This window comes from Alkalidesulfovibrio alkalitolerans DSM 16529 (assembly GCF_000422245.1).
GTDB classification, from domain to species: Bacteria; Desulfobacterota; Desulfovibrionia; order Desulfovibrionales; family Desulfovibrionaceae; genus Alkalidesulfovibrio; species Alkalidesulfovibrio alkalitolerans.
Map to the genome: position 1 here is coordinate 1 of NZ_ATHI01000002.1, position 25,450 is coordinate 25,450.

Below are 25,450 nucleotides of genomic sequence, written 5' to 3' on the forward strand. Positions count from 1 at the left end.
GCCTACGGCGGGCATTCCCCCCGCCTCTCCGTGCATTCCGATGGACGCATGGCCGTGATCTCCGACGGCCCAGGCATGATCGGCTGGTCATATGACCGCGGCGAACGGTTCGACGTGCAGACCGTAGGCGGCCTGGAGCACTCCATGCCGGACAGGTTGATCGAGATGCCTGACGGAGCCTGCCTGACCACGGCGCACATGCATCGCGGGCAGGCCCCGGCTCCCGCCTGCGGCCAGCCGCCCGCGGAACAGATGGTATTTCGCTCCCATAATCGGGGCAAGAATTTTGCAGCCCTCTCGCTCCTCTCTCACGATCCGGCGCTTTCGCTGTGCGAGGCTTCCATGTGCCTGCTGCCCGATGGCAGGCTGCTGGCCCTGATGCGCGAGAACAGTGGGGTCTACGAGCCCATGTATAGCCGCATCTCTGAAGACGGCGGACTTACCTGGTCCGAACCCGCGCCCACGCCGCTCATCGGCCACAGGCCCACCGTGGGCGTGACCCTGGGCGGCAAGCTGCTGGTCACGTATCGCGACGTGGGGCCGCGCCAACGCACGGCCGCGTGGCTCGGCGACCTCGACGAATTGACAGATTTCGAGGTCCACGGCCGCCTGCCCGAGGATGGCTGGCGTTTGACGGACGAGGGACTTTTCGTCGCCGGGACGGGGGGCCGCGCGGGCGCGTTCCGCCTCGCGCTGCGTCCCATTTCCTGGCCGCTGTCGGCCCGGGCCGAGTTCAGCCTGTCCGTTTCCGTGGAGCAGGCCGGGGAGAACGGCGTGGGAGTGCGCTTCGGCGGCGTCTGGTGGCGGATTTTGCCCGGCTCCATCCGTCCCATGGTCGCGGGCGGGCGCAATATCCGGTTGCCCGAGGGCGTGGCGAAGCTGCGCCTGCGCTACGAGCCGGGCACGGTCTCTTTGGCGGTGAACGGGCGCACGCGAAAACGCCTCCCCGTGACAGCCGATGTGACCGCCCGCGCCGTGGCCGTGGGCAACCGCGATCTCGAAAAAGACAACGCCGCCGCGTTCGGCCTGCACGCCATGCAACTGTGCATCGAGGAGCCGCGCTACGCGCGAGTCTATTCCTGGGCCTGGGAGCCGGGCATGGGCCTGCCCAACGCCTGGGAGCGGGCGCGGGTGCTGACGCTTCGCGACGCTCCAGGTGTCTGGTTCGGCGACATGGGGTATTCAGGGTGGTGTGAAACCGCGCCCGGTTTCTTCTTCTGCGCCTACCATCACGCCGACGCCGACGCGCAGGATTACGAACCTGGCAAACGCGCCTGGATCGAGGGAGTGACCTTCACCAGCGAGGACTTTGCGGACGAAGAGTGATCAGGACCGTCGCTTGGACGCACGGTGCAGGGCGACAAGAACTCCGGTCCCTCGGGCATGTCGATGTCGAGGAACCGGATTTTTTTTGCGTCAAGAAAACTGATGGCGTTTTTCGGGCAATCTTTCGACTAATACTCTGCGGCCAAAACATCGAGCCGGTCGGCCAGATTGGACAGAACCTCGCCGAGTTCTCCCACGCCCTGCGCCTGCCCAGGCGTGGTGGCCCGCCGCCCCGCCCAGGCGGCCAGGAAGAAAACCTCGCCATCGTCGATGGAAAGATGGCCGGTCTCCTGGCGCACGGCCCGCACCACGGCCATGCGCGCGGCCTCGCGCGCCTCGATGGCCCTGCGTACTTCGGCCTCGGCCTCGGACGGCGGGGCCGCTCCATCGCGCGTCCTGGCCCACATGCTCTCGTAGGCTCCGGCAACCGCGCGGGCCGCAACCTGGGCGTCGTGAACCCGGGTCACGATGCTCCTGTTCGCGGCCACGGCCGCGAAGACCTTGGCCCCGTCCCGCGCCAGCACGGCGTTGCCCGAGAGCATGACGGCCGCGTCGGCAGGCCGCAACGCTTGCTTGGCGAAGCCTTGGCCCGAGCGGTATTCGCGCTCGGCCTCGTTCACTGCCGCGCGCACCTCTTCGATGAATCTATCAGCATAATGGCCGTAGAGATAGGCCACGAAGCCGGGTTGGAAGACGTACCCCAGGATGCGCCGGCGCATGGCGTCCGCCCCGCCGGTCTGGACCTGGCCGAAGGCATTTCGATCCAGGCCGAAGCGGGCATTGAGCAGCCCATAGGTCAGTGTGTTCATGGGCATTTCCCCAGGGTTCTCGCGCGTGCCCGCAGGGTGGAAGCGAGACACGCCGTAGCGCGCCAGATCACGCATGAAGCGCGCCGGGATCATGTTGTCCTCGACCCAGGGCTCGGGCTCCTTTTCGGCCACGGCGGGCGTCTCTTCCACCGAAGTCGCGGGCTCCGTCGGTTCGGGGAGCGTAACCGCAGGCGGGGCTTGGGGTACGGCCTCGGAGGCGGGCTCTTTTGGAGTCGGCTCTTCCTCGTCTGGTTGAAAAAACTTTCCGGACAGATAAAAGGCCAGGGCCACGGCAATCATCAAGGCGACGAGATAGCCGATTCTACTGCGTGCTGGACGCGTCATGCGTCTCCCCCGTGTTCGGCCGCGTTGCGGCGACCGGTTGGCGGCCGTCTGGTGGCCGGTTCACCTCGATATCGCGTCCGATAGCCTTTTCGTCAATCACAACAATTTGGCCATGACGCCGGGAATGTCGTCGAGTCCCGCGCACAAGGCGATCCCCGCGCCCTTGAGAGCGGAAAGCTTGCCGCCCGCGCCACCCGAACTTTCCTCCAGGATAGCCCCGGCGTGGCCGAGACGCTTGCCCACGGGGGCGGTGATCCCGGCCACGAAAGCCGCCACGGGCTTTGTGCGGCCGCGCGCTTTGAGCCATATGGCCGCCTCTTCCTCGGCCCGGCCGCCGATCTCGCCGATGAGCAAAATGGCCTGGGTTCCGGGGTCGGCCTCGGCCATGGCTAGGCAGTCGATGAAATCGAGGCCCGTGAAAGGATCGCCGCCGACGCCCATGCAAAAACTCTGGCCTATCCCGGCTGCGGAAAGACGGGCTGCCGCCTCGTAGGTGAGTGTGCCGCTGCGCGAAAACACGGCCACCGGGCCGGGCGTGAAAGGCTCGGCAGGCATGATGCCGATCTTGGTCTGGCCGGGCACGATGACGCCCGGCGTGTTGGGCCCCACCAGCCGCGATCCGTGCCGCTCGATGACGGGCAGCGCGGCCAGCATATCCTGCTGCGGGATACCCTCGGTGATGCACACGATCCAGGGAATGCCGGCGCGGGCGGCTTCGAGCGCCGCGTCCGCCGCGTGCGCTCCGGGCACGAAAATGATGCTGGCCTCGATGTCATGCGCGGCGCAGGCCGTGACCACGCTGTCGTAGACCGGGACGCCCAGAACCGAAGTTCCGCCCTTGAACGGCGTGACTCCGGCCACGATGTTCGTGCCGTAGGCCTGCATCAGGGCCATGTGTGTTCCGGCCACGCGGCCCGTGGCCCCCTGCACCAGCACCGGCGAACCCAGGCCGAGCGAAAAGCCGTGCAACGGCGAAAATTCCGGGTCGTTGTCCAGCGCCGCCTTGGAGAGCGCGCCGCCGCCCTCGGGCAGGCTCACGCGCATGGGGTCGTCCGACGGCGTCAGGCCGCGCAGGATGTCCAGGGCCTTGGCCATGTCCGGGGCCACGTGGACGCCCGAAAGCCCGAGCCCGGCCATCACGGCCAGGCCGTCGGCCGCGCCGTTGCCCGCCATGCGCACCACCAAGGGCTTTTGCGGCGGCCGCCCGCCAAGCACGGCCGCGAGCGCGCGGGCCACGTCGCCGCAGGAGAGGATGCCGCCATACAGGTTGATGAGCACGGCACGCACCCGCTCGTCGCCGAAGAGCATGGACAAAGCCGCGCGCATGCGCTTTTCGTCGGCCGCGCCGCCGAGGTCCAGGAAGTTCGCGGCCCGAAGCCCGGCAAGGTTCAGGCTGTCCATGCTGGCCATGGCCAGCCCCGCGCCGTTGGCCAAAAGCCCCACGCTGCCTTTCAGGCGTACGTAAGCAAATCCGGACTCGCGGGCGAACCTCTCCTCCTCACCCAGATGCACGGGCTCGTAAAATCGGCCCAGTGCGGGGCGGATGTCCGCGAAGCTGCCGTCGATCTCGCATTTGGCGTCCAGGGCCAGGAACCGCCCTCCCTCGCTCCCCTCGCCGTCGTCGCCGGGCAGATGGACCAGGGGATTGATCTCGGCCAGGAGCAGGCCGTTGTCGCGCACCGCGCGCCACAACTGCTGCACGAGACCGGCAAAGGGCTTGAAGGCCTCCTTTCGAAGGCCGAGGGTGAAAAAGGCCGCGCGCACCTGATGCGGTGACGGCCCGGCGGGCAGGTCAATGTTCTGTAGGCAGACGCTCCCCGCCTCGGCCGACTCCACGTCCATTCCTCCCGCCGCGCTGGCAGCGAGGACCAGGGACTTTCTGTCGCGTGAGACTGAGAGGGAAAGGTAGAATTCGGACGCGTGCGCGACCGCCGCCTCTACACGCGCGAGCCTGACGGCCTGCCCGTCGATGGACACCCCGGCGAGCTTCGACAGGACGCGCGGCAATTCGTCCAGCGAGTCGGCGCGCAAGATGCCACCCGCCTTGCCCCGGCCTCCCGAGAGCACCTGGGCCTTGACCACATAGGGCGGCGGAAACGGCGGCGCGAGATCGGGCGGGATATCGGCGAGGTCGATGAGGATTCCGGGCGGCACGGGGATTCCCGCCTCGGCGAACAGGGCCTTGGACTTGTCTTCGTCGAGCAGCATGTCGTGTCCCGTTGCTGAGTGAGGTGGCCTGTGCGACTATATATACCCGCTTTGGGGCGCGAAGGGAACCTGTCTTGACGGCACAGGCGCTTGCCGAGCGTCCAAAGGCCTCACACGCGGAAAACGAAGGCCGAGATTGTTACCCCCCTTTTCAGGCTGCCCCAAAAAGGCCCAGATGCAAAGCGCAAGAAAGCGCCGGACCTGACGCGTATTTATGCGCTTTCGCGGCAACGCAGCAGATGGGGCTTTTTGAACAACCTGCGAAGGCCCGGGCCTTCGCACGGCATGACCATGCAAAAGTCCGGGCCTGTTCGCTGGAAGGACGGGCCGCCGCTTTGGGTGTCCGGAGAGATTCCGGTCGGCTTGCGTTGCGGCGGAGAAGACGGACGGCTAACCGATGGAGACCAATTCCACGGCGAAGGTCAGCTCCTGCCCGGCCAGGGGGTGGTTGGCGTCCAGGGTCACGCTGTCTTCCTCCACGGCCGTGACCACCACGTGGGCGGGCTGGCCGTCCTCGGTGGTGAAGGCCAGCATCATGCCCGGCTCGGGCGTGATGTGGGGGGGAATCTGGTCGCGCGGCACGGCGCAGGAAAGCGACTCGTCGTAGTCGCCGTACCCCTTGTCCGGACCGAAGCTGATTTCGCGCTTCTCGCCCGGCTCAAGGCCGGTCACGGCTTCCTCGAAGCCCTGAATGACCATGCCCTCGCCCAGGGTGAACTCAAGGGGATCACGCCCCTCGGAGCTGTCGAAGACCGTGCCGTCCGGCAGTTTTCCCGTGTAATGAACCTTGACAGTGTCGCCGGTTTTGGCTTGGGCCATGTGGCTCCTCCTTGGCGTTGTTTTCGATTGATGAAATGGATTGTCGGCTGGTGTGTCGTCCAGCCTACAGGAGCGGATGCGACTTGTCTAACGCAAAACCCGCGGCGTGCATTTACAACAAATAAACCTTGGTATTTCGGAACCATGAACGCAATGGCGAGATGAAGGAAATGGTCGCACCCTGGCAAAACGCATGCTATCGATTGCACCGGCAGCGCGGCCGGGCGTTCCCATGCGGCCCCATCTGATGTACACGGCAAGCATGAAGACCCTGCGCGACCTCATTCTCGTCCTTGGCCTGGGAGCGGCCATGCTGCTTTCCGCCGCCTGCGCGCCGAAAGCCCCGCCGCCTCCGCCGCCGCCCGCGGACCTTTATGGCCTTCTCGCCCGCTCGGCCAACACGGTGACGGAGTTGAGCGCCCGCTATCCGCGCCTTGCCGAACTGCTGCCCAAGGCGCGCGGAGTAGTCGTGTTCCCGCGCATCGCGGACGCGGCGCTGGTTTTCGGCGGAGCCTCAGGCGACGGCGTGGTCATGGTCAGGGACGAGGCCGACGCCTGGTCAGCGCCCGGCTTCATGCGCTTCACGGCGGTCAATGCCGGCTTGGTGGTCGGAGCAACGGAAAACAGCCTTGTGCTCGTCGTTCCGAACGACCAGACGGCCAGGCGCATGGCAGGCATGACCCTGGACATCTCCGGCGCGGTCCGACAGGTGAGCCCGGACGGTTCCCTCAAGCAGCACGACGCCTCGCTGAACGAGGCTTTGGACGACGTCGTGCCCTTCCTGGGCGGCAAGGGCTTCTGGGCCGGGCTGTCCATGCAGGCCGCCTACGTCTCGCCCGAGCAAAACGCCCTGCGCCGCTTCTACGGTTCCGAGGCGACCATGACGGCCGTGCTCTACGATAAACTGTATCCGATGCCCGAGCAGGCCCTGTCCCTGGTGGAAGTTCTGGGACCGGCAGGACCGGGGAACCTGGATTCCCAGGAGGACGCCCCGGCCCCCTGATTCCTTTCGGCACGCTGGTTGCAACTAGGCCTGCCAGAGAGGGCCCGGAGGCAACCAGATGTCGAATTTTCCCTATGATTTCAACCTGACAGGCCGGTCTGCCGAGCCCGTGTCGCCCGTGTCGGAAATTCGACGCGACGCGCCGTCCCAGGATTTCCGGAAAACCATGGAGGCCATGCGCACGGGCATGGAGTTGGCCATGGCCAACCGCTTTCTGGAACAAAGCCTGATGGCGGACAACGCCGACGGCGGCGGCCAGGGAGGCTTCGGCTCACCCATGGCGGGATTTGGCGGCCCCATGGGCGGCATGGGCGGCCTTTTGGACAGCCGTATGCAGATGAACTCGCTTCTGACCATGGCCGCCATGCACATGGGTGGCCGCGAGGCCCTGCCCGTGCAGCCCCCGGCCCAGGCCCCCGCCGAGAATCCCGTTCCGATCGCCGACCTCGACGATCCCGGTGCGCTTTCCAGCCGCTTCGAATCCGGGTTGCAAGGACCGGCCGCCGTGGGCTACGACCGCATGGGCGGCACCTCCTACGGCACCTATCAGATATCCTCTGCCCAAGGAACATTCGACGCCTTCCTGCGCTTCCTCGACGAAAAATCCCCTGAGCTCGCCGAACGGCTACGCGCCGCCGGTCCGGCCGACACCGGCTCCACCAACGGCCGTCTGCCCGACGTGTGGCGGGCCGTGGCCGGGGAAATGCCGGAGGAATTCGCCGCGCTGCAGCGCGAATTCGTGGAGCTGAGTCACTACCGCCCGGCCCTCTCGGGCATCCTGGAGCGCCTCGATCTGAGCGAGGCGCAACTGCCCAAGGCCCTGCGCGAGGTGATCTTCTCCACGGCCGTGCAGCACGGCCCTAGCGGAGCGCAGTCCATCTTCGCCAGGGTCGCGGAACGTCTTCAGGAAACGGGGGGAGCGGCCTTTTTCCGTCAGTTGATCGACAGCGTCTACGACGAGCGCGGCAACCACTTCGGCGGTTCCACCGAGCGCGTGCGCGATGCGGTGCTCTCGCGCTTCACGCGGGAGAAGGCCCTGGCCCTGGCCTCGCTCGACAGCGAGTTCTCCATGCCGGGCAGCGGCAGCCTGCTGGCCTGACAGGCAGCCCGAAAGTCCCGCCCGACGCCTTGTGACCATGGGGAGTGGAGCTAATCACTCCAAAAGCCTGCGTCGCTCGCCAATGAGCAGCAGATGGCGCAGGCTGGTCTCGTTCTTGGCCCGCCTCCACTTCCCCTCGAACTCCACGTCCGCGATGATCTGAGCCAGCGCGGCCACGGCCTGGATATAGAAACGCCGCTCGTCCTCGCTTGAGAGCACGAGAAAGAAGGCCATGACACGTCCGTCCGGAAAATGCACGCCGTCCACGTTACGCACCGCGACCATTTCCAGAAAACCTTCCCGTTCGGACACGTCCACGTGGGCCACGGCCACCTCGGGCACGATGACGTCGATGCCATCCTCGCAACAGACCGTGAGCTGCCTGAGCACTTCGTGACGCGAAATGCCGTGAACATCTTCGACCCGTTCGGCAACGAATGAAAACATTTCGTTCGTGTCCATCCCGCCGGTAACGTCCAGGACGAGGGCACGCTCGACGAGGTGGTCGAAGCGGTCCATGGCAGTGACGTCGCGCTCGCGCAGGATCTCGCCAAGTTCGTTCTCCAGATGTCCGGCCGATATCTCGCGGCGCGAGACGCGCTCCACCAGATGCAGCAACGCGAATTCCCTGTGGCTTCGGATGCGCCCGTAGAACCAGTAGAAGAAAAGACCCGCGCCGGTGAGCGCGGCGCTCGTGAGAAGCGCCCCGGCCCCCATCTCCGTGAGCAGGATCAGCGCCCCGCCGATGCCCGCAATCTGAACCCAGGGATAAAACGGCGCGACGAACAGCGGCCTGTAGGTGGGCAGCCTGCTCTCGCGCAGCACGATGAGGCAGAGGTTGGAGAGGATGTAGGTCAGGATGAAGACCGTTGAGGCCGCCTGCACCAGGACCGTGAGTTCGAGAAAGAGCGAACTGGCGATGAGCAGGGTGGTCAGAAAAAGCGCGTTGTGCGGCGTGCCGAAGCGCGTGTTGAGGCTGCTCAGGCCGTGCGGCAGGTAGTCGTCGCGCGAGAGCGCGAAGAGGTAGCGCGAGGCGGCCATGAGTCCGGCGTTGGCCGTGGAGACGAAGGCCAGGATGGCGGCCGCGCTCATGACCATGACGCCGGGCCGTCCCATGAAGACGGCCGCACCGTCGCTGATGGGCGTGAGCGACATGTCCAGGACTTCGTCGTCGAGCACGCCCGAGGTGACGAGAACCACCAGGGTGTAGGCGATGGCGACGACGATGAGCGCCAGAAACATGCCCAGCGGAATGTCGCGGCCGGGATCGCGCACCTCCTCGGCCACCGAGGCGATGGCCAGAAGGCCGCCGTAGGAGACGAAGACCAGCCCTGCCACGGAAAAGACCGCGTGCCAGCCGTGCGGGGCGAGCGGCACGAGACGCTGCGCCTGCACGTGCGGCATTCCGGCGAACACGTACCAGCACATGGCCGCGAGGAGACCGATCACCAACAGGTTCTGCACGCCGCCCGCCTCGCGCGTGCCGATGAGATTCAGGCCGAGGAAGACTAGGCAGGCGGCCATGCCCACCAGCCGGGGGTCCACAACCCACGAGGGCCCGAAGAGCGGCATGGCGAAGGCGGTAAGGCCCACCAGGGCGAAGGAGGTCTTGAGCGCCAGGGCGAACCAGGTCAAAAGCCCGGCCACCGTACCCACGGCCGGGCCCATGGTCCTGGTGATGAAGAAGTAGTCGCCGCCCGCCTTGGGCATGGCCGTGACGATCTCGGCCACGCTGAGCATGCCCGTGGCCGCGAAGAGTCCAGCCACGAGGTAGGACACGACCACGCCCGGTCCGGCGTCGGCGTGCGCGAGCCCCGGCAACACGAAGACCCCGGAGCTGATCATGGCTCCGGCGGCTATGGAGAAGACGCCGAAGAGCCCTATGGACTTCTTGAGATTCGCTTCCTTCACCTGCACGCCTCTTTCGCTGGAAATCCCCAGCCTGCCCACTATACGATAGACGAGGGCCGCCGCAAGGGGTACGCGCGCAAAGTCTCTTTTCCATCGGGATGCGTTGCGCGGGCGCGACCATTGGTGTAACCGGAGAGGAAAAATCCGCGAAAAGGACTGGAGCCGCCATCATGTTTCGAACCATCGCCCTGCTCGTCTGCCTCACGCTTTCCGCAGCCCTGGCCATGGCCCAGGATCGTGCTCCGCAAGCACCGGTCAGCGCCGCGACCTCCGAATGTCTGATGTGCCACGAGTCGTTGCATCCGGGCATCGTCGAGGCCTGGAAAAAGAGCCGCCACGCGGCTGTGACCCCGGCCGAAGCTTTCTCCCTCGCCGGCAGCAAGCGCAGGATATCCGCCGAGTCCGTGCCCGAAAAATACGCCGACACGGCCGTGGGCTGCGCGGAGTGTCACACCACCAGGGCCGAGAAGCATGCCGACTCGTTTCCGCACAGCGGCTATTCCGTGCACGTGGCCGTGAGCCCGGACGACTGCGCCCAGTGTCACGCCAAGGAGCGCGAGCAATATACACGCAACATCATGGCCGAGGCATGGGGCAACCTGGCCGAAAATCCCCTGTTCATGCAGATGGTGCGGGCCATAAACGACGTCCCCGTCTATGACGGCGGCCTGCTCTCCTCGCGTGCGGCGTCCACTTCCACCGACGAGGAGACCTGCTTCTCCTGCCATGGCACCAAACTGCGCATGACGGGCATCGAGACACGCGACACGATCATGGGCGAGATGGAGTTCCCCCTGATCGAAGGCTGGCCCAACAGCGGCGTGGGGCGCGTCAACCTCGACGGGTCCAAGGGCTCATGCACGGCCTGCCACGCCCGACACCAGTTCAGCATGGAGATGGCCAGAAAGCCCGAGACCTGCATGGTCTGCCACAGCGGTCCGGACGTGCCCGCCTACAAGGTCTACAAGGCCAGCAGGCACGGCAATCTCCACTCCGCGCTCGGCAAGGACTGGAACTACTCCGCCATCCCCTGGACCGCGGGCCAGGATTTCGGCGCTCCCACCTGCGCGGTCTGTCACGTCAGCCGGGTCGCCGGGGGCGACGGAGTCGTGGTAGCCGAACGCACCCACGCCATGAGCGACCGCCTGCCCTGGCGCATTTTCGGCGTCCCTTACGCCACGGCGCATCCCAAGTCGGCCGACACGAGCATCATCCGCAACGCCGACGGCCAGCCGCTGCCCGCGACCCTGGACAACCGGCCCGCCACGGAGTTTCTGGTCGACAAGGCAGAACAGAACAAGCGGCTCGCGGCCATGCAGTCAGTGTGCCTCCCTTGCCATGACGCGTCCTGGGTGGACGGCTATTTCGCCCGCCTGGAGACGACCATCGAGGAGACCAATGCCGCCACCCTGGCGGCCACGCGAATCATGCAACGCATCTGGGCCGAGGGGCTGGCCGACGACGGCAATCCCTTCGACGAGTACATCGAGAGGGTCTGGGCCCGGTCCTGGTTGTTTTACGCCACAACCACCCGCTTCGCCTCGGCCATGGCCGGAGGCGGCGACTACGCCGTCTTCGAGAACGGCCGCTACCAACTCATGGAGACCGTGCGCAAGCTCGACGACTGGCACAGGGCCAGAAGCGCCAAGGCGGACGTGAACACGGCTACGAAGACGCCGACAACCGCTCCGTAAGACGCACGCGCAGATCTTCCCTGCGCGCCTCCGCCTCGACCTTCTGGCCGCCGGGACCGCGCACCCAGAAGACGTCCAGGATCTGCCCGCCCAGGGTGGTGATCTTGGCCGCGTGCACGGAAAGCCCGGCCTCGGCCAGGACGTCGGCGATGTCGTAGAGGCGGCCGAGGCGGTCGTCCGCAGCCACCTCCACGACCGTGAAAAACTCCGAAAGATCGTTGGCAAGCCGCACCGAGGGCTCCCTGCCCGAGCCGCGCGGCGGGCGGTACAGCGGCGAGGCGCGGCGCTCGGCCAGCCGCTCTTGCAGACCGAGCTTGCCTGTCCCGGCCCAGCGCACGGCCTTGGCCACGTCCTCGAAGAACTCGGGATCGTCCTCGCGGCCCTCGGGTGGGCGGACGACGAAGACGTCCAGGGCGGTGCCGTCGGTGAGCGTGAAGATGTCGGCCGCGTAGATGTCGCCGCCGTAAAGGCTCAGGCATCCTGCCAGGGTGGCGAACAGGCGCGGCTGATCCGGGGCCATGACCGCGAAGCTCCAGACATCCTGCCCGGCGAGAGGCTTGGCCTCGTGCACGGTGAGTCCCTTGCCCGCCGTGGCGCTCGGCCGCTGGCGCAGATCCTCGGCCAGGGCCAGCTTGTAGCGCGCGAAAAGGTTCAGATGGTCCGTCACGATCTCGGGTTCGAGCCGCGCCAGACAGTCCGGCGGCAACGCTTCGAGAAACGTCTCCACGAGATCGGGGGAGTGCTCCTGAGCGGCCAAAGCGCGCACCCGCGCGCGGCGCTCCATGATCAAACGCCCGGCCAACGGCTCGCCCAGGGAGCCCTTTTGGAGGTATTTTGCCGTCTTGGCGTACAGTTCGGAAAGAAGCGTCGCTTTCCAGCCGTTGTACGCCATGGGGCCGGTGGACAGGGCGTCGGCCAGGGAGAGCGCCGTGAGATGCGTGAGGCGCGCGGGCGTCTCAACCAGGGAGGCCACGTGCGCGGCCGTGGCCACGTCGGCGAGATCGCGCCGGGTGGCGGCGTCCATGAGCACGAGATGTCGGCGCGCGAGAAAGGCCGCCTCCTCGACGCGCCGCGACGACACGCCCAGACGCGAGAGAACGGCGCGCGAAAGCCCCTCGCCCACCTCCTCGTGCCTCGCCCCGCCCTTGCCCGCGTCGTGGAGAAGCCCCGCCCAGACAAGCACCTCCCGGTCCTCGGCCGCTTCGAGGCAGCGGCACAAAAGCGCTGGCGCCTTCTCGTCGACCCAGGCCAGATGCCGCGCCGTACGCAGGCTGTGGCGGCCCACGGGAAAGCGGTGGAAGCCGTCCCGCTGGACCATGTGCTGCACCCGTCCGATCTCGGGCACGATGGCGCCGAGCAGCCCGAGTTCGAGAAAAATCCGAGCGGCCTCTCTGGCGTGCGGCTGGGCCAGGAACCGAGGCAGCCAATGAAAGAAACCGGGGCTGGCCGAAAATGCCTCGCCCACGGCCGGAGCCGCGCGGCGAAGGGCGCTCATGGCGGAGAACGAGGGCATGCGGCCCGTGCTGGCCGCGGTCTCGAAAAGGGCCAGGACGATCATGGGTTCGTGTGCGGGATCGCGCGTGAAGCCAAGCCCGCCCGGCGTGTCGGAAAGCCCGTCGGGCAAGCCGGCAAGGCGCGGCGTTCGGCCGAGCCTGCCGTTCACTTCGCGGTCCATGGCCTCGCGCGCCAGCCGCACCCTGGCCATGGCGGGCTGAAGACTTGCCAGCAGACGCGCCGCGTCCTCAGGCTCTGTGCCCAGGCCGAGCACTCCCGACACCTGAGGCTGCAACTCGAAATGAAAGACGTCCAGACGCCTGCCCGCCACCCGGTGCAGGGCGCAACGCGTCCTGGCCAACTGCTCGTGCGCCTCGCGCAGGGCGAACAGCTCGGCTGATTCGAGCAGGCCGAGTTCGAACAGCGTGGCCCCCTCGCGGCCGGGGAAAAGTCGTGCCAGCCAGCCGATCTGCTGCCAATCGCGCAGCCCGCCCGGGCCTTCCTTGAGGTTCGGTTCGAGCAGCGAAGCGCCCTCCCCCCGCTCCTGGGCCTTGGGCTCGTCCAGCCGTCTGAGCCAGTCGAGAAAGGCCGGACGGACGGGGCCGCGCGAGAGATCGGCCAGGGCGGCGCAATAATCCCTCCACAGCGGCTCATGGCCTGGCCCCGCCACGGGCCTGGCGTCCAAAAGGCCCGCCATGACCTTTGGCTCCTCGCGGGCCAGGGCCATGGTTTCGGCCAGGGGCCGGATGCTGTAGTCGAGGCTCAGCCCGGCGTCCCACAGCGGGTAGAGCAGCAGGCGCGGCAGGTTTTCGGCTTGCTCTGGCGGCTCGCCGGGAAAGACGAAGGTCAGGTCGAGATCGGAGCCGGGCGAAAGCCTGCCCCGGCCGTAGCCGCCCAGGGCCAGGAGGAGAAAGGGGGCCGGAGGCAGGCCGGAGGCCTCCTCGCGCAGGCGCGCCTGGAAATAATCGTCGAAGAGGCGGGCGTGACTGGTCTCGAACTCTCGGCCGCACCCATCCCCGGCCAGCAGGGCCGAGCGGCGCTCGGCGAGTTCCTGCATGGCCGGGGAAAGGGAGGAGCCGGTCATGGATGGGTCCGTCCGGCGGCTAGATGGCCCCGGAACCGGATTCGCCGGTGCGGATGCGCACGGTCTCGTCGACCGGGGAGACGAATATCTTGCCGTCTCCCACCTGGCCCGTGGCCGCCGCCTTGCGTGCGGCTTCCACGATCTGCGCGGCCTGATCGTCGTCGCAAACCACCTCGATCTTGACCTTGACCACGAAGTCCACTTGGTACTCCGCGCCGCGATAGACTTCCTTGTGGCCGCGCTGACGGCCGAAACCCTTGACCTCGGTGACGGTCATGCCCTTCACGCCCACGGCGGCCAGGGCGTCCTTGACTTCCTCCAGCTTGAACGGCCGGATGATGATTTCTATCTTCTTCATTGTCTCGTTCTCCCGCGTTCAGGCTACCACTGGTACCCGGCTTCGCTGTGCTCGGCAACGTCCAGCCCCTTGACCTCGGCTTCCTCGCTGACGCGCAGCCCGAAGAAGGCGTCCACGAGCTTGAGCAAGATGAAGCTGCCCGCGAAGCAGAAAACCCAGGTGGCGACGACGGAGATAATTTGGATCCAGAGCTGTTCGGCGTTGCCGTAGAACAGGCCGGTCGTGCCGTCCATGTTCGCGAAGAGGCCGGTGGCCAGTGCGCCCCAGGTGCCGCCCACGCCATGGATGCCGACCACGTCGAGGGAGTCGTCGTAGCCGAGCTTGTTCTTCAGAAGGATGGCGCCATAGCACACGCCGCCCGCCACCAGGCCGATGATGAGCGCGGGCATCGGTGTCACGAAGCCCGCGGCCGGGGTGATGGCCACAAGGCCCGCGATGGCGCCAGAGGCCGCGCCGAGCGTGGTGGGCTTGCCGCGATGCATCCACTCCACGCCGATCCAGGACAGGGCGGCCGTGCCGGCGGCGATATGGGTGACCACGAAGGCGTTGGCGGCCAAGCCGTCCGCGGCCAGGGCCGAGCCGGCGTTGAAACCGAACCAGCCGAACCAGAGCATGCCCGCGCCCAGAATGGTCATGGGCAGGTTGTGGGGGATGTGCGGCTCCTTGCCGTACCCCCTGCGCTTGCCGACGATGAGGCAAGCGGCCAGGGCCGCCGCGGCCGAGCTCATGTGCACCACCGCGCCGCCCGCGAAGTCGAGCGCGCCCATCTCGCCCATCCAGCCGCCGCCCCACACCCAGTGGGCCATGGGGCTGTAGATGAACAGGAGCCAGAGCGTGGCGAAGATCAGGAACGGGCCGAACTTCATGCGCTCGGCGAACGCGCCCGTGATCAGGGCCACGGTGATGATGGCGAACATGCACTGGAAGATCATGAACAGCAGGTGAGGGATGTTGTCCGCAGGGCCGTTGGCCTCCATGCCCACGCCGGTCAGGAAGAGATAGTCCAGGCCGCCGATGAGCCCGCCGATGTCGGTGCCGAAGGCCAGGGAATATCCCGCCACGACCCAGACGACGGTCGCCAGCCCGAGCATGATGAAACTTTGCATGATGGTGCCCAGCACGTTCTTGCTGCGCACCATGCCGCCGTAAAACAAGGCGAGACCCGGGGTCATGAACATGACCAGGGCCGCGCAGATCAGGATGAAACAGGTATCAGCCGCACTCATTCCGATGCCTCCCTTGGCAAAATTGTGACAACCTGGTTTCTAACTAGCACTTCATATTTGTATTGTCCACAATTTTGCAACACTCGACATAAATTTTTTTTATTTTACAGGCAGTTAATACATTTTTGGCAAATCAATTCAACATACGGGCACACGGCCCCGCATGCCGCGACCAGCCGTTTTTTTGGGGAAAAAATGAGCTGAATCAATAGATTGGACCACGCCCCTGCTGCGGGAGAATAATGAACGTTGTGCAGCTGAAATCTTCCATCACCTGGAAATATCAAGATCAATGCAGATGGATACAAAATTGTAATGCCATGTTCCCATAATTGCCACCCGCACCACGCCATCGACCGGCGGTCCTGATCCGGGCTTCACGTTCCCATGCGCCGAAATCCGTGCTAGAGAAATGGGAAGGCCTGTTTCGCGTGACGATTCAAAAAGTTGGAGGAACCGTGATGAACGTGAAGACGATCCTGTGGCCAACCGACCTTTCCGCCGCCTCGCGCAAGGCGGCCCCCTCCGTCGTCTCCCTGGCGGAGAAGTACGGCGCGACCGTCTATCTGCTCTACGTGGCCGTGGACCTGTGCTCCTACTTTCCGGCCTACGGCAACTATCCGAGCGGCGAGGAGGTGCAGCGCTTCCAGAGCTGGGAGATCGAGCAGGCCAAGAAGAAGCTCGAATCCCTCTGCCAGGAGGACCTGAAGGCCTGCCCGAACATCGAGGTCAGGCTCGTGACCGGCAGCGCCGCCGATGAGATCCTGAAGGCCGTGGAGACCTACGGGGCCGACATGATCGTCATGACCGCGAGCGACTACCGCACGAGCCCGACGGGAGAGGCCCGGATGTCGCACGTGGTGCACGAGGTGGCCAGCCGCTCGCCGGTTCCCGTGCACATCGTCAAGTAGGGGCCGAAGGCCCCCGCGCGGGCGTCAGCTCTTCTCGAAGCGGTTGCGCATGTAGAGGTTGTCGTAGGCGTAGGTCAGGCACAAGGCGAAGAGACAGGCGCCCACGCCGATGGCCGCGTTGACGATCGGCGGCGCGGTGAGCGAGAGACGCAGGAGCAGCGTGGCCACGGCGTAGCCCGAGTTGCGCAGCACGGCGTGGAAGGCGGGCAGATACTGCTGGGAGATGAGCACCAGCAGGATGTCGCTGAAAATGAGCACCGTGTAGAAGCTGGCGAAAAAGTCGAAGTGCGGCTCGCCCGTGAAGTAAAGCGTGACGTCCCACACGGCCAGCCCGGCGAAGAGCACGAGCAGCGCCAGGGACACCAGTTTTTTGGCGGCCACGAAGGCGTAGCGGTCGTGCGGGGTCATGATCTCGCCCCGGTGGCGCTGCATGCGGTAGTAAAATCCCAGGATGGTGAAGATCAGAAGCGCGCCCACGCCGTCCGCAGCGATATTGAAAAGCGAGTCGAAGCGGCCTTCGAGCTGCACCGGCTCGGGAAAGTGGATGAGTTCCTTGAAGGCGTCGCGCAGAAGGATGAGGGCCAGGATCTCGAACTGCTTGCCCAGGGCTTTGGAGACCGAACAGGGCAGGACAAAGATCAGGCTGATGACCTCAAGTGCCAAAAGCAGGGTGAAGGCCAGGTTGACGGCGTGGAAATGATTGTCCGGGGTGATGGAGGCCAGGGGTTCCGGCATGATCCCCCGTCGTTGCAGTTCAATCCCCAGGAGCCCCACGAGAAAGACCACCACCAGTCCGGCCGTGACCCTGCGATGGGTCGAGTCGCGCTCCACGAAGGAGTGCAGGTGGTCGAAGATGTTGGTTCCGAATTCGAACAGGCGCATGCTGTCTCCATGGCTCAAACTGACGCGGCGACGACGAAAATCGCGCTTTCACCATGGTAATCCGCCATTTTTCCCGGAATGTGAAGGGAAAATGACGTTTGTGGCGCGCTGGACGTTTGAAATCCCCTATTTCAGGCGCGTGGCCGACAAGATGACGACGTCTTCCAGGGGAACGTCCTCATGTCCCATTCTCGATCCCACGGGCAGGCGATTGATGGTCTCCACTGTCCGCATGCCCTTCGACACCTTGCCGAAAACGCAGTAGCCGGGCCGTGTATCCGTGGCGTCGAGGTCGAAGTTGTTCAGGATGTTGATGAAGAACTGGCTCGCCGCGCTGTCGGGATCGTCCGCGCGGGCCATGGAAAGGGTGCCGCGCAGATTCCTGATGGCCGGGTCGGCTTCATTGGCTATGGGCAGCCGCGTGGCGCGTTCGGCCAGATTCACGTCGAAACCTCCTCCCTGAATGACGAAGTCGCGGATCACACGATGGAAGATGAGCCCATTGTAGTGCCCGGATTCGACATACTGCAGGAAGTTCCTCACCGTCTCAGGCGCGGCCTCCGGCCACAGTTCGATTTCAATCTCGCCGTGGGTCGTGGTCATGAGCACGAGGGGCCTGTCATTCGACTCCGCCGCGCCAGCCGTCCCCCACGTCAGGGAAACCAACAGCCCCAGGACAATCAGGATAGACAAATAACGCATGAAACCAACTCCTTGACTCGTGATACATAATTATGAAACCAAAACTTCGCCCAGATGGTTCAGATAGACGGCGAGCATCTCCTCGCTCACATCGCCCATGTGGCCGATGCGAAAGCACACCCGCTCCCCGGCCGCCTCCAGTTCCTGGTTCAGCTTGCCGTAACCGGGATCGAAGAGATAGCCCCGGCCGCGCATGGTCTCCTTGACTTTCTTCAGCCGGGCCGTGTCGAAGCCTTTGGGGGCGCGAACCGCCGTGAGCGTCGGCGAGCGGCTGCCCTCGGCGGCCATGAGGTCGAACCCGGAAAGTCCGGCCACGAAGCCGTGGGCCATGTCGCGCAGCCGCTCGTGGCGGTCAAAGCGGGCGCTTATTCCCTCGACGGTCACGATGTGTTCGAGTTGCACGGCCAACTGGTTGCACAGCGTGGTGCTCGGCGTGGTCAGGGTCTGATGCTTCCTGGCCCGCTCCACCTGGCGCAGGATGTCCGAGGAGAAGCCCCGGTGCTGCACCCTCGCCGCCTTCTCCAGGGCCTCGGGCGCCACGAAGGCGATGCCAAAGCCCGCGGGCAGTCCCAGGGCTTTTTGCGTCGCCGTGGCGTAGAAGGCGCAGCCCGAGTCGGCAAGATCGAGCGGCGCGCCGCCGAAGACGCTCACTCCGTCCGTCAGGGGCAGCGCCCCGCGCTCGCGGATCAGGCGGCAGGCGGCCTTATAGTCGTTGATCACCCCGGTCGAAGTCTCGTTGTGAGTCACGGCTACAACGGCGGGGCGTTGAGTCTTCAGGGTATCGTCGAGCCGGTTCAGGTCGATGGCCTCGCCTGGAGCGAAACGAAGCGTGGCCACGCGCTTGCCATTGGACTCGGACATGGTGCGCCACAGGTCCCCGAAGGCTCCAACCACGACGTGCAAGATGGTCTCGTCGGCGGCCACGAGGCTTCGGATCGCAGCTTCCATGGCCGTCGAACCCGATCCGTTGAACAGGATGGGAACGTGGTCGTCGCCCGCCTGGGCCAGGGCCCGCAGATGACGCATGGCCGGGCCCAGCCGCTTCTCGTTCTCGCTGTCGCGATGGCCGAACTCGGGCAGGCTCCCGGTCGCGCGCACGCGGGGAGAGAGCCAGGTCGGGCCGGTGATGAACAGAGTCAGGTCGGTGAATTCGTCGTCTATGGGGGGCATGCCTTTCCTCGCGTGGGTTTCGAGACCGGGTTCTAGAAGGCCCGGCCTCTCTTGTAAAGCCCCGCGAGACCTGCCGCCTCAGGCCAGCAACCCGCCCACGATGGCGCCAAGCAGGAGCATGCCTATGTTGAGGACATAGAAGAGAAAGCCCGTGGCCGCCATAAGCGCTCCCACCACAGGCAATCCGGTCATGAGCGTGGAGGCGAGAAGAAGCACCACGGCCAGGATCACACCCGGCAAGAGCGCCGCGAGGATGCCGTTGCCCACGCCGCCCGCCTTCTTGCCACCCACGAGCCCTGCGAGCAAGGGGCCGATCACCGGCAGCCAGAAAAGCAGCACGGAAATGACCACCATCCAGATTGCGCCGCCGACAACGTTGTCTTTTCCATTCGCCATATCAGCTCACCTCCACGGGTATGAAGTCGAAAACCTCGCCGCGCTGCACGAGAAGAAAACGGCACAGCCCATCGCCTTTGTTGCTCACCATGTGCGGTCTACCGGAGACAATCTCGGCCGACTGTCCCGGAAAGAGGCGAAAAATTGCCGGCGGGGATTCGGCCTCAATGTGCAGATCGCCTTCGAGACAATAGAATATGTCGTCCGCTGCGGAATGGAAATGTCGAGGCACCTGCTCTCCCTGCCCCAGGTGCATTTCGAGAACGCGAAGCCGCGGAGCCTCGGCGACCACATGCCGCTTCAGCACACAATAAGGTTTGGCCGACATTCCACTCTCCTCGCCCCGGGCCCGCCCGGCAAAACACCTAAGGCCTGCGGTCACGAACGGGGATTTCTGATCGAAATCTGCCCTTTTCCCTTGCGAGCGTCAATGTGACACTTCCAAGGCCTGGAATTATCCAGCGAATTTCCTGTTGAAAAAAGAGCTTGCTTCTCAATCCTACGCGTCGTGCACGAGGCAATATACGCGCACCAGAATTCCCGAAGGTGTGGTCAGACAAAAGGACGGCGGAATTTCGGCCGCCGCCTCCAGGAGAGAGCCGGGACATTCTTCGGCGCGGCACTCCTTGACAGGCACTCCCCGCGCCCCGAGCGCGGCGCGCATGTAGCCCGCCACGATATCCCATATCCCGTCCGCCATGGGTCCAGACGGGACGTCTTCCTCCAAGCGCCCCGGTCCGTCCAGGCCCGACGCGGCTTCGCATGGCAGGAGAAGCGCGAAGATGAGCTTCTCGCCGTCGCCGAGCGTCACGACCAAGCGGCGGCAGAAATCCTCGGCCGCATCGTCTGCGCAATCGGCCGCAGCGAGAGGCTTGACCTCTTGGTGCATGAAACGCAGAAATGCCCGGGCGAGGGCCTCGGCCAGCACCTGCCTGGCAACGGCGGCAACCCCTTCACCAAACACCCGGCGGGCTTCCCCGCGCCGGTCTTCTTCAGCGTGAAATTCCTCAAGCAACGGACTGAGGCGATCCGCCGTGAGCACTCCCATTTCCAGCAGCACCTCTCCCAGATGGCTGTTGTGGATGTTTTGGGAGAACAAGAGATCATCGAGATCCTTTTGACCGAGCATGCCCATCTCCAGGGCGATCTCGCCGAAGGGCCTGTCACGTTTCCGTTGGGCCTCGAATATCTCGGTCACCTGCGCGCGAGAGAGCAATCCCCGGCTCACGGCCATGTCGCCGATGCGGCGATTGCCCTCGCGCTGGCGCTTGAGCGCCTCGGTTAGTTGCCGCGCGTCGATGACGCCCTTGTGCAGAAGGTGCAGTCCGATGAAATTGGCGTCCATGAAACCTGGCCTCACTCGTGCTCATCGATGGCCGCGAACTCTCCGGGAATGTCTGCGGCGCTCCCTCCGCTCGACGAGATCGTGGCGGAGTTTTTTCTGACCCAGGCCAGAAGTTTTCTAGCCTCGTAGAAATCAGGCCGTAGCGCAAGAGCTTGCTCAAGGCGTTCGGTGGCCTCCTCGGCACGCCCCTTGCCCACCAACGCGCGAGCGAAATTGTACAACAGGTTCTCGTCCCTGGTGCAATACTCCTCGGCGCGGGAGTAAAATTGAAGCGCCTGATCGTGCAATCCCGCCTTCCGCAGCCTGATGCCGAATTCGTTGAAGAGATGTTTGTGTTCGACGTCAAAACCGGCCTGAAGCTCAATGAGGCGACGGAAAACAAGGTCCGCCTTGTGCGTCTCGCCCCGGTCGAGGTAGGTCAGACCGAAGCCGAACGTCGCCCGGATGTTGGTTTCGTCGATGCGCAGGGCCTGCTTGAACTCGTATTCGGCGCTGTAGGTCTGCCCCTTCTCGCGCAGCCGCTCCGCCCTGGCGATGGTCTTGGTCAACTCGCGCACCGCCGGCCGCACCTTGTTCATGTACAGGTCGGGCTCGGGCGTGAAATCCGCGAGCAGCGCCTCGTGCTCGACGCTCCAGGCTTTGCCTACGGGCACGAAATTGTCGTTCAGATAACGGAGGGAATACGTGCCGTTGGCCTGTTCCTCGGCATAGACGAACATGGTCTGCACGTTTTTCTGCTTGGTTGTTCCAGCGCCGATCTTGCTCACGTTGAGCACGGAAAAGACACCGATAAAGCGTTCAGCAGTTGTCTGGTTCATGCCTGGATTGCACTCGTATCGACTTGTCAGGTCAAGGGTTTTTTTCCCTTCGATCGCCTGCAACATGTCTTTTCTTCCCGCGCTTGGCAAGCCCGGGCAACGAGGCGGCTTTGAGTGCGAACACCTTGCCTGCCGCGCCAAGGGCCTGTAGAGAGCATCCTGCGCAGGCCGCGCAGATTAAAGACCGTCAAGGCCGCAACACATCGACAACACCCGGGAGGAGCCATGTTCGAGACCATCGACGACATCACGGTCAATTACGAGGAAGACGGCCGCCAGACCGTCGAGGAACTCGACAAGGTCGTGCTCAGCAAGGGCCAGTGGACCACGATCCTCTTCCGTTTCCGCCAGTACGACCCGAAGCTCGACGACTTCGGACCGGATCGCTACGCCATTCGCCGCTACAGAAAGATCGGCGGCAGCTACAAGCAGCAGTCCAAGTTCATCATTTCAAGCCCCAAGCAGGCCAGGATGATCGTGGACGCCCTGAACGGCTGGCTGGCCCAGATCGACGACTAGCAGGACCGCGAACGTCGTTCACGGACACCCCGCAATGCGCAGGAAAAATTCAACTTTTCCTAAGCAATTATTTTTACATGGAATAAAAAATTATTTCCCTAAAATCCCTGCCCCATAAGGATTTCGAGCCGGAATTCCATCCAGAGAAGGCCATATTCGCGCCGTGAAGGCAGACATGGACTCCCGATTCGTGTAAGAGTGAAAGTAACCTCCCGCCATCTCCAACGGCGGCGGGAAGGTCTTTCACGGATGGGAGGAAGACCATGGACCTGATCACGATCCTTACGGCCTCCATTTTCGCGGCGGTGGCGGTTGCGGCCCTTCGGGGACTGCGACGCCGTCGGAACAACGACCCCGTGCAGCGGCTCAATTTCGACCTCTATAAGAAGCGCGAAATGGGCAGACGAGGCCTTGCGGGCAAGTTCTAAACGCAGGCGCGGTCGGAAAGCCAGGCGAACCGAGTCGGCTCTCAGGGGGGAGAGAACGGCGCGACGCATGTCCGACACAGGCGTCCCTCTGGACGGCGCGTTCCATCGCGGCCTTCCGTTTCCCGCCCCAACGGCCGGATACGCTTGCCTGCGGGTAGAGGACGTGCGCGACGAATGTCACATTTTTCTTCGGCACACCGAAAAATAACGTGTTTCCCCACTTTTTCGTATTCCGTCTTTGCGGTATGCTTTCGCAAAGGGGAATTTTCGCCCAACGCGCCCGGACCTTAGCCGTCCGGCTGCGATACGGGCGAGACTGCCGCTCCCAGGCGACCAGCGCGAACGCGAGGATGACTGCATGACGGCCACGACGGAAAGTATTGCCAAGGCAGTCCCGATCTGCGCGGCGCGATTTGTCGCCAATGACATCGACCACCCGGTTGGAGAGGCGCTACATTCTCTCGCCGTCGCCCGCCTCGCCCGAATTCTGGACAGTGGCGGCGCGTCCGCATGGTCTATGCCACGAGGCGAGCGCCCCCCGATCACCGAGCCGAACCCGCGCATCGACCCCGTGGACCTTTTGCAACGCGACATTCGCCTGCCCAGCCTGCCAGGCGTCCTGACGGAACTTCAGGACACAGCCGCGCGCCCCACGAGTTCGGTGGAGGATCTGGCCTCCGTGGTCGCGCGCGACCCGAGTCTTGCGGCGCTCATCCTGCGCCTGGTGAACAGCGCCTTCTACGGCTGCCCGCAGCGCATCGAAACGATTTCACGAGCCGTGGCCGTCTTGGGCATGCGCCAGTTGAACATGCTTGCCACGGGTGCCTGTGTAGCGCGTCTTTTCGGCGAAATGCCGGATGAAACTATCGATCTCGTGGACTTCTGGCGGCACAGTGTGGGCGTCGGACTCGCCGCCAGGGCACTGGCCCTGCGTCTGGGACTTTCCGAGCCCGAGCGGCATTTCACGGCCGGACTCTTGCACGACATCGGCCGACTGGCCCTGTGCGTGGCCGCGCCGGACCGGGCCCGCCGTGTACACGAACTGTGCGCCAAGGGCATGGCCATCGGCGACGCCGAGGCAGCTTGCGGTCTGGACCACGCCGTTTTCGGCGGCATGCTCCTGCGCAAGTGGAACCTGCCCTTCCCCTTGGCCTTGGCGGTCCTGCGCCACCACACGCCTACCCGCGAAGACGCTGGGGTGGGAGCCGCCCTGACCCATGTGGCCGACATCATGGTCACGACCTTGTATCCCGCCGCAAACGGTGAATTCGTCATTCCTCGCCTCGACATCGCGGCCCTGACTCGGCTCGGCATCACCCCCGACGATGTGATGACCGCAAGCGCCGAACTCGACGAATGGCTCGCCGCGACCATGGAAACATTCTTCGGGCACGCGGCCTGAGTCTTGCGCGGCCGGGCGGCGCGACGTATACTCCGCCCGGCCATGACCCACGATTCCCCCCTGCCACTCAACCAAAATCTGACGGTCTACCAAGCCGCCCCTGACTACGCCGACGACCTCGCACGCGAGCTTGCCCACATGGGTGTCGTGGTCCTCGCGCGGCGCGATCCGCTCTTCGTGGCCGAGGGCTCGCCCGTGGACGCAGCCTGGGCGCAAAACGTATGGTTGGAGGCAATGGTTGCGCGCGTCGCCTCCATCGGCGAGACTGCCCGCACGCTCCGGGCCATGCAGCGCAACTGGAGTGCCGTGCCCGTAGGACACTACCGCCGCACCGCACTGGTCGTCGAAAAACTCCCGCCCGTCTCCGCCCGGCACCTCGTCTTCGGCGCGCCCGCACCAAGCGCGCCGCTTGGAGCTTTCACACTGTGGGACGAGCACACGCTGATCGCCTCGCCGCGCTGCAAAAGCCCCTTCGCCAATGGCGCGCCACATTTCGAGGAGGACACCGTCAATCCCCCCAACCGGGCCTACCTCAAGCTATGGGAAGCCCTGACACTCTTGCCCGAACGGCCCGTGCCGGGTCAGCTTTGCCTCGATCTCGGCGGCAGCCCCGGCGGCTGGGCATATGTGCTGCAATCCCTCGGCGCGCGAGTCCTGTGCATCGACAAGGCCCCGCTCGACCCGAGGATAGCCCACTTACCCCTTGTGGAAACGTGCCTGGGCAGTGCCTTTGCGCTGGAGCCACGCATTGCCGGGGCGGTGGATTGGTTGTTCTCGGACGTGATCTGCTATCCTGAAAGATTGCTGCAGATGGTGAGGACTTGGCTTTTGGAGGGAGAATGCCGCCGTTTCGTGTGCACGGTGAAACTACAGGGGCCGTGCGAGAAAGGAACCTTCGAAACGCTCGACGCCTTCAAGGCTATTCCCGGCTCTCGACTTATGCACCTCTCCCACAACAAGCACGAACTGACCTGGATCAAGCTCGCCTGACCCCTTGCCCGCTCAAAGTCTCGCTCAGACTCTTGCATTGCGGGAGTCTTGCCGCGTATTGCGCACGCGAACAGCTTTGCGGAATCGAAAAAAGACGTGGAGAAGATAGGATTCGCCGCATCGAGCATGTGATGCGATATTCAAAAACTGCTACAGGAGGGGATTCGATATCGGATAGCTTGCACAAAAGGATTCGCCGTAGTCGCGCTATACCGGATTGTCCGGTTGTTTCCCGAGATCGGCTCAGGGAACTGACGCGCGAACGGGCGAATCCATTGCGGCACTCATTTGCCGGGTATGGGAGTTGAAGTTAACGGCCAGCACCCTCCGTTCGCATTATAACGGATCTGACGAAGACCACCTTCGCCATTGCTTTCTACTTACCTCTCCGCAATGCATTTGTAAAGAAGAATGGCACAAGCTGCTGGAAAAAAGAATGGGGAGCGAGTGCGTTGGCTACTCTTCTTTTCTCATCATTTTAGCACACTACGAAGGCAGCGCAGCCTGTGCC

General features: G+C 64.6%; 23 protein-coding genes. 9 read left to right on the plus strand and 14 right to left on the minus strand.

Annotation, left to right across the window (positions count from 1 at the left end):
- The coding region (locus DSAT_RS00975) for a sialidase family protein (protein WP_020885704.1) at nt 1–1,326 on the plus strand (1,326 nt) is incomplete at its 5' end.
- 128 nt (nt 1,327–1,454) lie between these two features.
- Here DSAT_RS00975 and DSAT_RS00980 read toward each other — a convergent pair.
- The 3 genes from DSAT_RS00980 to DSAT_RS00990 form a co-directional block, all read right to left on the minus strand.
- Nucleotides 1,455–2,480, minus strand: a complete 1,026-nt coding sequence (locus tag DSAT_RS00980; protein WP_020885705.1) for an SPOR domain-containing protein — start codon at nt 2,478–2,480, stop codon at nt 1,455–1,457.
- Nucleotides 2,481–2,576: 96 nt separating this feature from the next.
- A complete protein-coding gene (gene sucD / locus DSAT_RS00985; protein ID WP_020885706.1) occupies nt 2,577–4,688 on the minus strand; it encodes a succinate--CoA ligase subunit alpha in 2,112 nt (703 codons plus the stop codon).
- A 390-nt stretch (nt 4,689–5,078) separates the two neighbouring features.
- Nucleotides 5,079–5,507: an FKBP-type peptidyl-prolyl cis-trans isomerase gene (locus DSAT_RS00990; protein ID WP_020885707.1), complete on the minus strand. Its 429-nt coding sequence runs from the start codon at nt 5,505–5,507 to the stop codon at nt 5,079–5,081.
- Nucleotides 5,508–5,739: 232 nt separating this feature from the next.
- Between DSAT_RS00990 and DSAT_RS00995 the strand changes: the two genes are divergently transcribed.
- Both DSAT_RS00995 and DSAT_RS01000 read left to right on the plus strand, forming a co-directional pair.
- Nucleotides 5,740–6,510, plus strand: coding sequence for a lipid-binding SYLF domain-containing protein (locus DSAT_RS00995; protein WP_020885708.1), 771 nt, complete (start codon nt 5,740–5,742; stop codon nt 6,508–6,510).
- 58 nt (nt 6,511–6,568) lie between these two features.
- Nucleotides 6,569–7,609, plus strand: coding sequence for a VgrG-related protein (locus tag DSAT_RS01000; RefSeq protein WP_020885709.1), 1,041 nt, complete (start codon nt 6,569–6,571; stop codon nt 7,607–7,609).
- Nucleotides 7,610–7,663: 54 nt separating this feature from the next.
- Here DSAT_RS01000 and DSAT_RS01005 read toward each other — a convergent pair whose 3' ends face one another.
- Nucleotides 7,664–9,520, minus strand: coding sequence for an amino acid permease (locus DSAT_RS01005; RefSeq protein ID WP_020885710.1), 1,857 nt, complete (start codon nt 9,518–9,520; stop codon nt 7,664–7,666).
- Nucleotides 9,521–9,690: 170 nt separating this feature from the next.
- Here DSAT_RS01005 and DSAT_RS01010 point away from each other — a divergent pair, with 170 nt between their 5' ends.
- A complete protein-coding gene (locus DSAT_RS01010) occupies nt 9,691–11,214 on the plus strand; it encodes a multiheme c-type cytochrome (RefSeq protein WP_020885711.1) in 1,524 nt (507 codons plus the stop codon).
- Here DSAT_RS01010 and DSAT_RS01015 read toward each other — a convergent pair.
- Genes DSAT_RS01015 through DSAT_RS01025 form a run of 3 tightly spaced genes read right to left on the minus strand, consistent with a single transcriptional unit; the run spans nt 11,186 to nt 15,376 of the window.
- Nucleotides 11,186–13,792, minus strand: coding sequence for a [protein-PII] uridylyltransferase family protein (locus DSAT_RS01015; protein ID WP_020885712.1), 2,607 nt, complete (start codon nt 13,790–13,792; stop codon nt 11,186–11,188). The genes DSAT_RS01010 and DSAT_RS01015 overlap by 29 nt on opposite strands.
- A 19-nt stretch (nt 13,793–13,811) precedes the next feature.
- Nucleotides 13,812–14,150, minus strand: a complete 339-nt coding sequence (locus tag DSAT_RS01020) for a P-II family nitrogen regulator (RefSeq protein WP_020885713.1) — start codon at nt 14,148–14,150, stop codon at nt 13,812–13,814.
- Nucleotides 14,151–14,173: 23 nt separating this feature from the next.
- On the minus strand, nt 14,174–15,376 hold the full coding sequence (locus DSAT_RS01025) for an ammonium transporter (RefSeq protein WP_020885714.1): 1,203 nt from the start codon (nt 15,374–15,376) through the stop codon (nt 14,174–14,176).
- A gap of 461 nt (nt 15,377–15,837) precedes the next feature.
- Between DSAT_RS01025 and DSAT_RS01030 the strand changes: the two genes are divergently transcribed.
- On the plus strand, nt 15,838–16,287 hold the full coding sequence (locus tag DSAT_RS01030; protein WP_020885715.1) for a universal stress protein: 450 nt from the start codon (nt 15,838–15,840) through the stop codon (nt 16,285–16,287).
- A 24-nt stretch (nt 16,288–16,311) separates the two neighbouring features.
- Here the strand turns inward: DSAT_RS01030 and DSAT_RS01035 are convergent, their stop codons facing one another.
- The 7 genes from DSAT_RS01035 to DSAT_RS01065 all read right to left on the minus strand — a co-directional run bounded on the left by DSAT_RS01035 (nt 16,312) and on the right by DSAT_RS01065 (nt 21,600).
- Nucleotides 16,312–17,169: a hypothetical protein gene (locus DSAT_RS01035; RefSeq protein ID WP_020885716.1), complete on the minus strand. Its 858-nt coding sequence runs from the start codon at nt 17,167–17,169 to the stop codon at nt 16,312–16,314.
- Nucleotides 17,170–17,295: 126 nt separating this feature from the next.
- On the minus strand, nt 17,296–17,871 hold the full coding sequence (locus DSAT_RS01040) for a peptidylprolyl isomerase (RefSeq protein ID WP_020885717.1): 576 nt from the start codon (nt 17,869–17,871) through the stop codon (nt 17,296–17,298).
- Nucleotides 17,872–17,901: 30 nt separating this feature from the next.
- Nucleotides 17,902–19,041, minus strand: a complete 1,140-nt coding sequence (locus tag DSAT_RS01045) for a pyridoxal-phosphate-dependent aminotransferase family protein (RefSeq protein ID WP_020885718.1) — start codon at nt 19,039–19,041, stop codon at nt 17,902–17,904.
- A 78-nt stretch (nt 19,042–19,119) separates the two neighbouring features.
- Nucleotides 19,120–19,437: a hypothetical protein gene (locus DSAT_RS01050; protein ID WP_020885719.1), complete on the minus strand. Its 318-nt coding sequence runs from the start codon at nt 19,435–19,437 to the stop codon at nt 19,120–19,122.
- Between the two features lies 1 nt (nt 19,438).
- Nucleotides 19,439–19,765 (minus strand): cupin domain-containing protein, encoded by a 327-nt coding sequence (locus DSAT_RS01055; protein WP_020885720.1) that lies wholly within the window; start codon nt 19,763–19,765, stop codon nt 19,439–19,441.
- 171 nt (nt 19,766–19,936) lie between these two features.
- Nucleotides 19,937–20,782: a cyclic di-GMP-binding domain-containing protein, MshE-related gene (locus DSAT_RS14675; RefSeq protein WP_020885721.1), complete on the minus strand. Its 846-nt coding sequence runs from the start codon at nt 20,780–20,782 to the stop codon at nt 19,937–19,939.
- Nucleotides 20,783–20,793: 11 nt separating this feature from the next.
- Nucleotides 20,794–21,600 (minus strand): tetratricopeptide repeat protein, encoded by an 807-nt coding sequence (locus DSAT_RS01065; RefSeq protein ID WP_152490184.1) that lies wholly within the window; start codon nt 21,598–21,600, stop codon nt 20,794–20,796.
- Between the two features lie 225 nt (nt 21,601–21,825).
- Between DSAT_RS01065 and DSAT_RS01070 the strand changes: the two genes are divergently transcribed.
- From DSAT_RS01070 to DSAT_RS01080, 4 genes are all read left to right on the plus strand, one after another.
- Entirely contained in the window at nt 21,826–22,119 is a 294-nt protein-coding gene (locus DSAT_RS01070) for a hypothetical protein (protein WP_020885723.1), read from the plus strand.
- Between the two features lie 263 nt (nt 22,120–22,382).
- Nucleotides 22,383–22,547 (plus strand): hypothetical protein, encoded by a 165-nt coding sequence (locus DSAT_RS15480; RefSeq protein WP_020885724.1) that lies wholly within the window; start codon nt 22,383–22,385, stop codon nt 22,545–22,547.
- A 517-nt stretch (nt 22,548–23,064) separates the two neighbouring features.
- On the plus strand, nt 23,065–23,949 hold the full coding sequence (locus tag DSAT_RS01075) for an HDOD domain-containing protein (protein ID WP_152490185.1): 885 nt from the start codon (nt 23,065–23,067) through the stop codon (nt 23,947–23,949).
- A 42-nt stretch (nt 23,950–23,991) separates the two neighbouring features.
- Complete coding sequence (locus DSAT_RS01080) at nt 23,992–24,939, plus strand: SAM-dependent methyltransferase (protein WP_020885726.1); 948 nt, start codon at nt 23,992–23,994, stop codon at nt 24,937–24,939.
- Nucleotides 24,940–25,450: the final 511 nt, after the last annotated feature.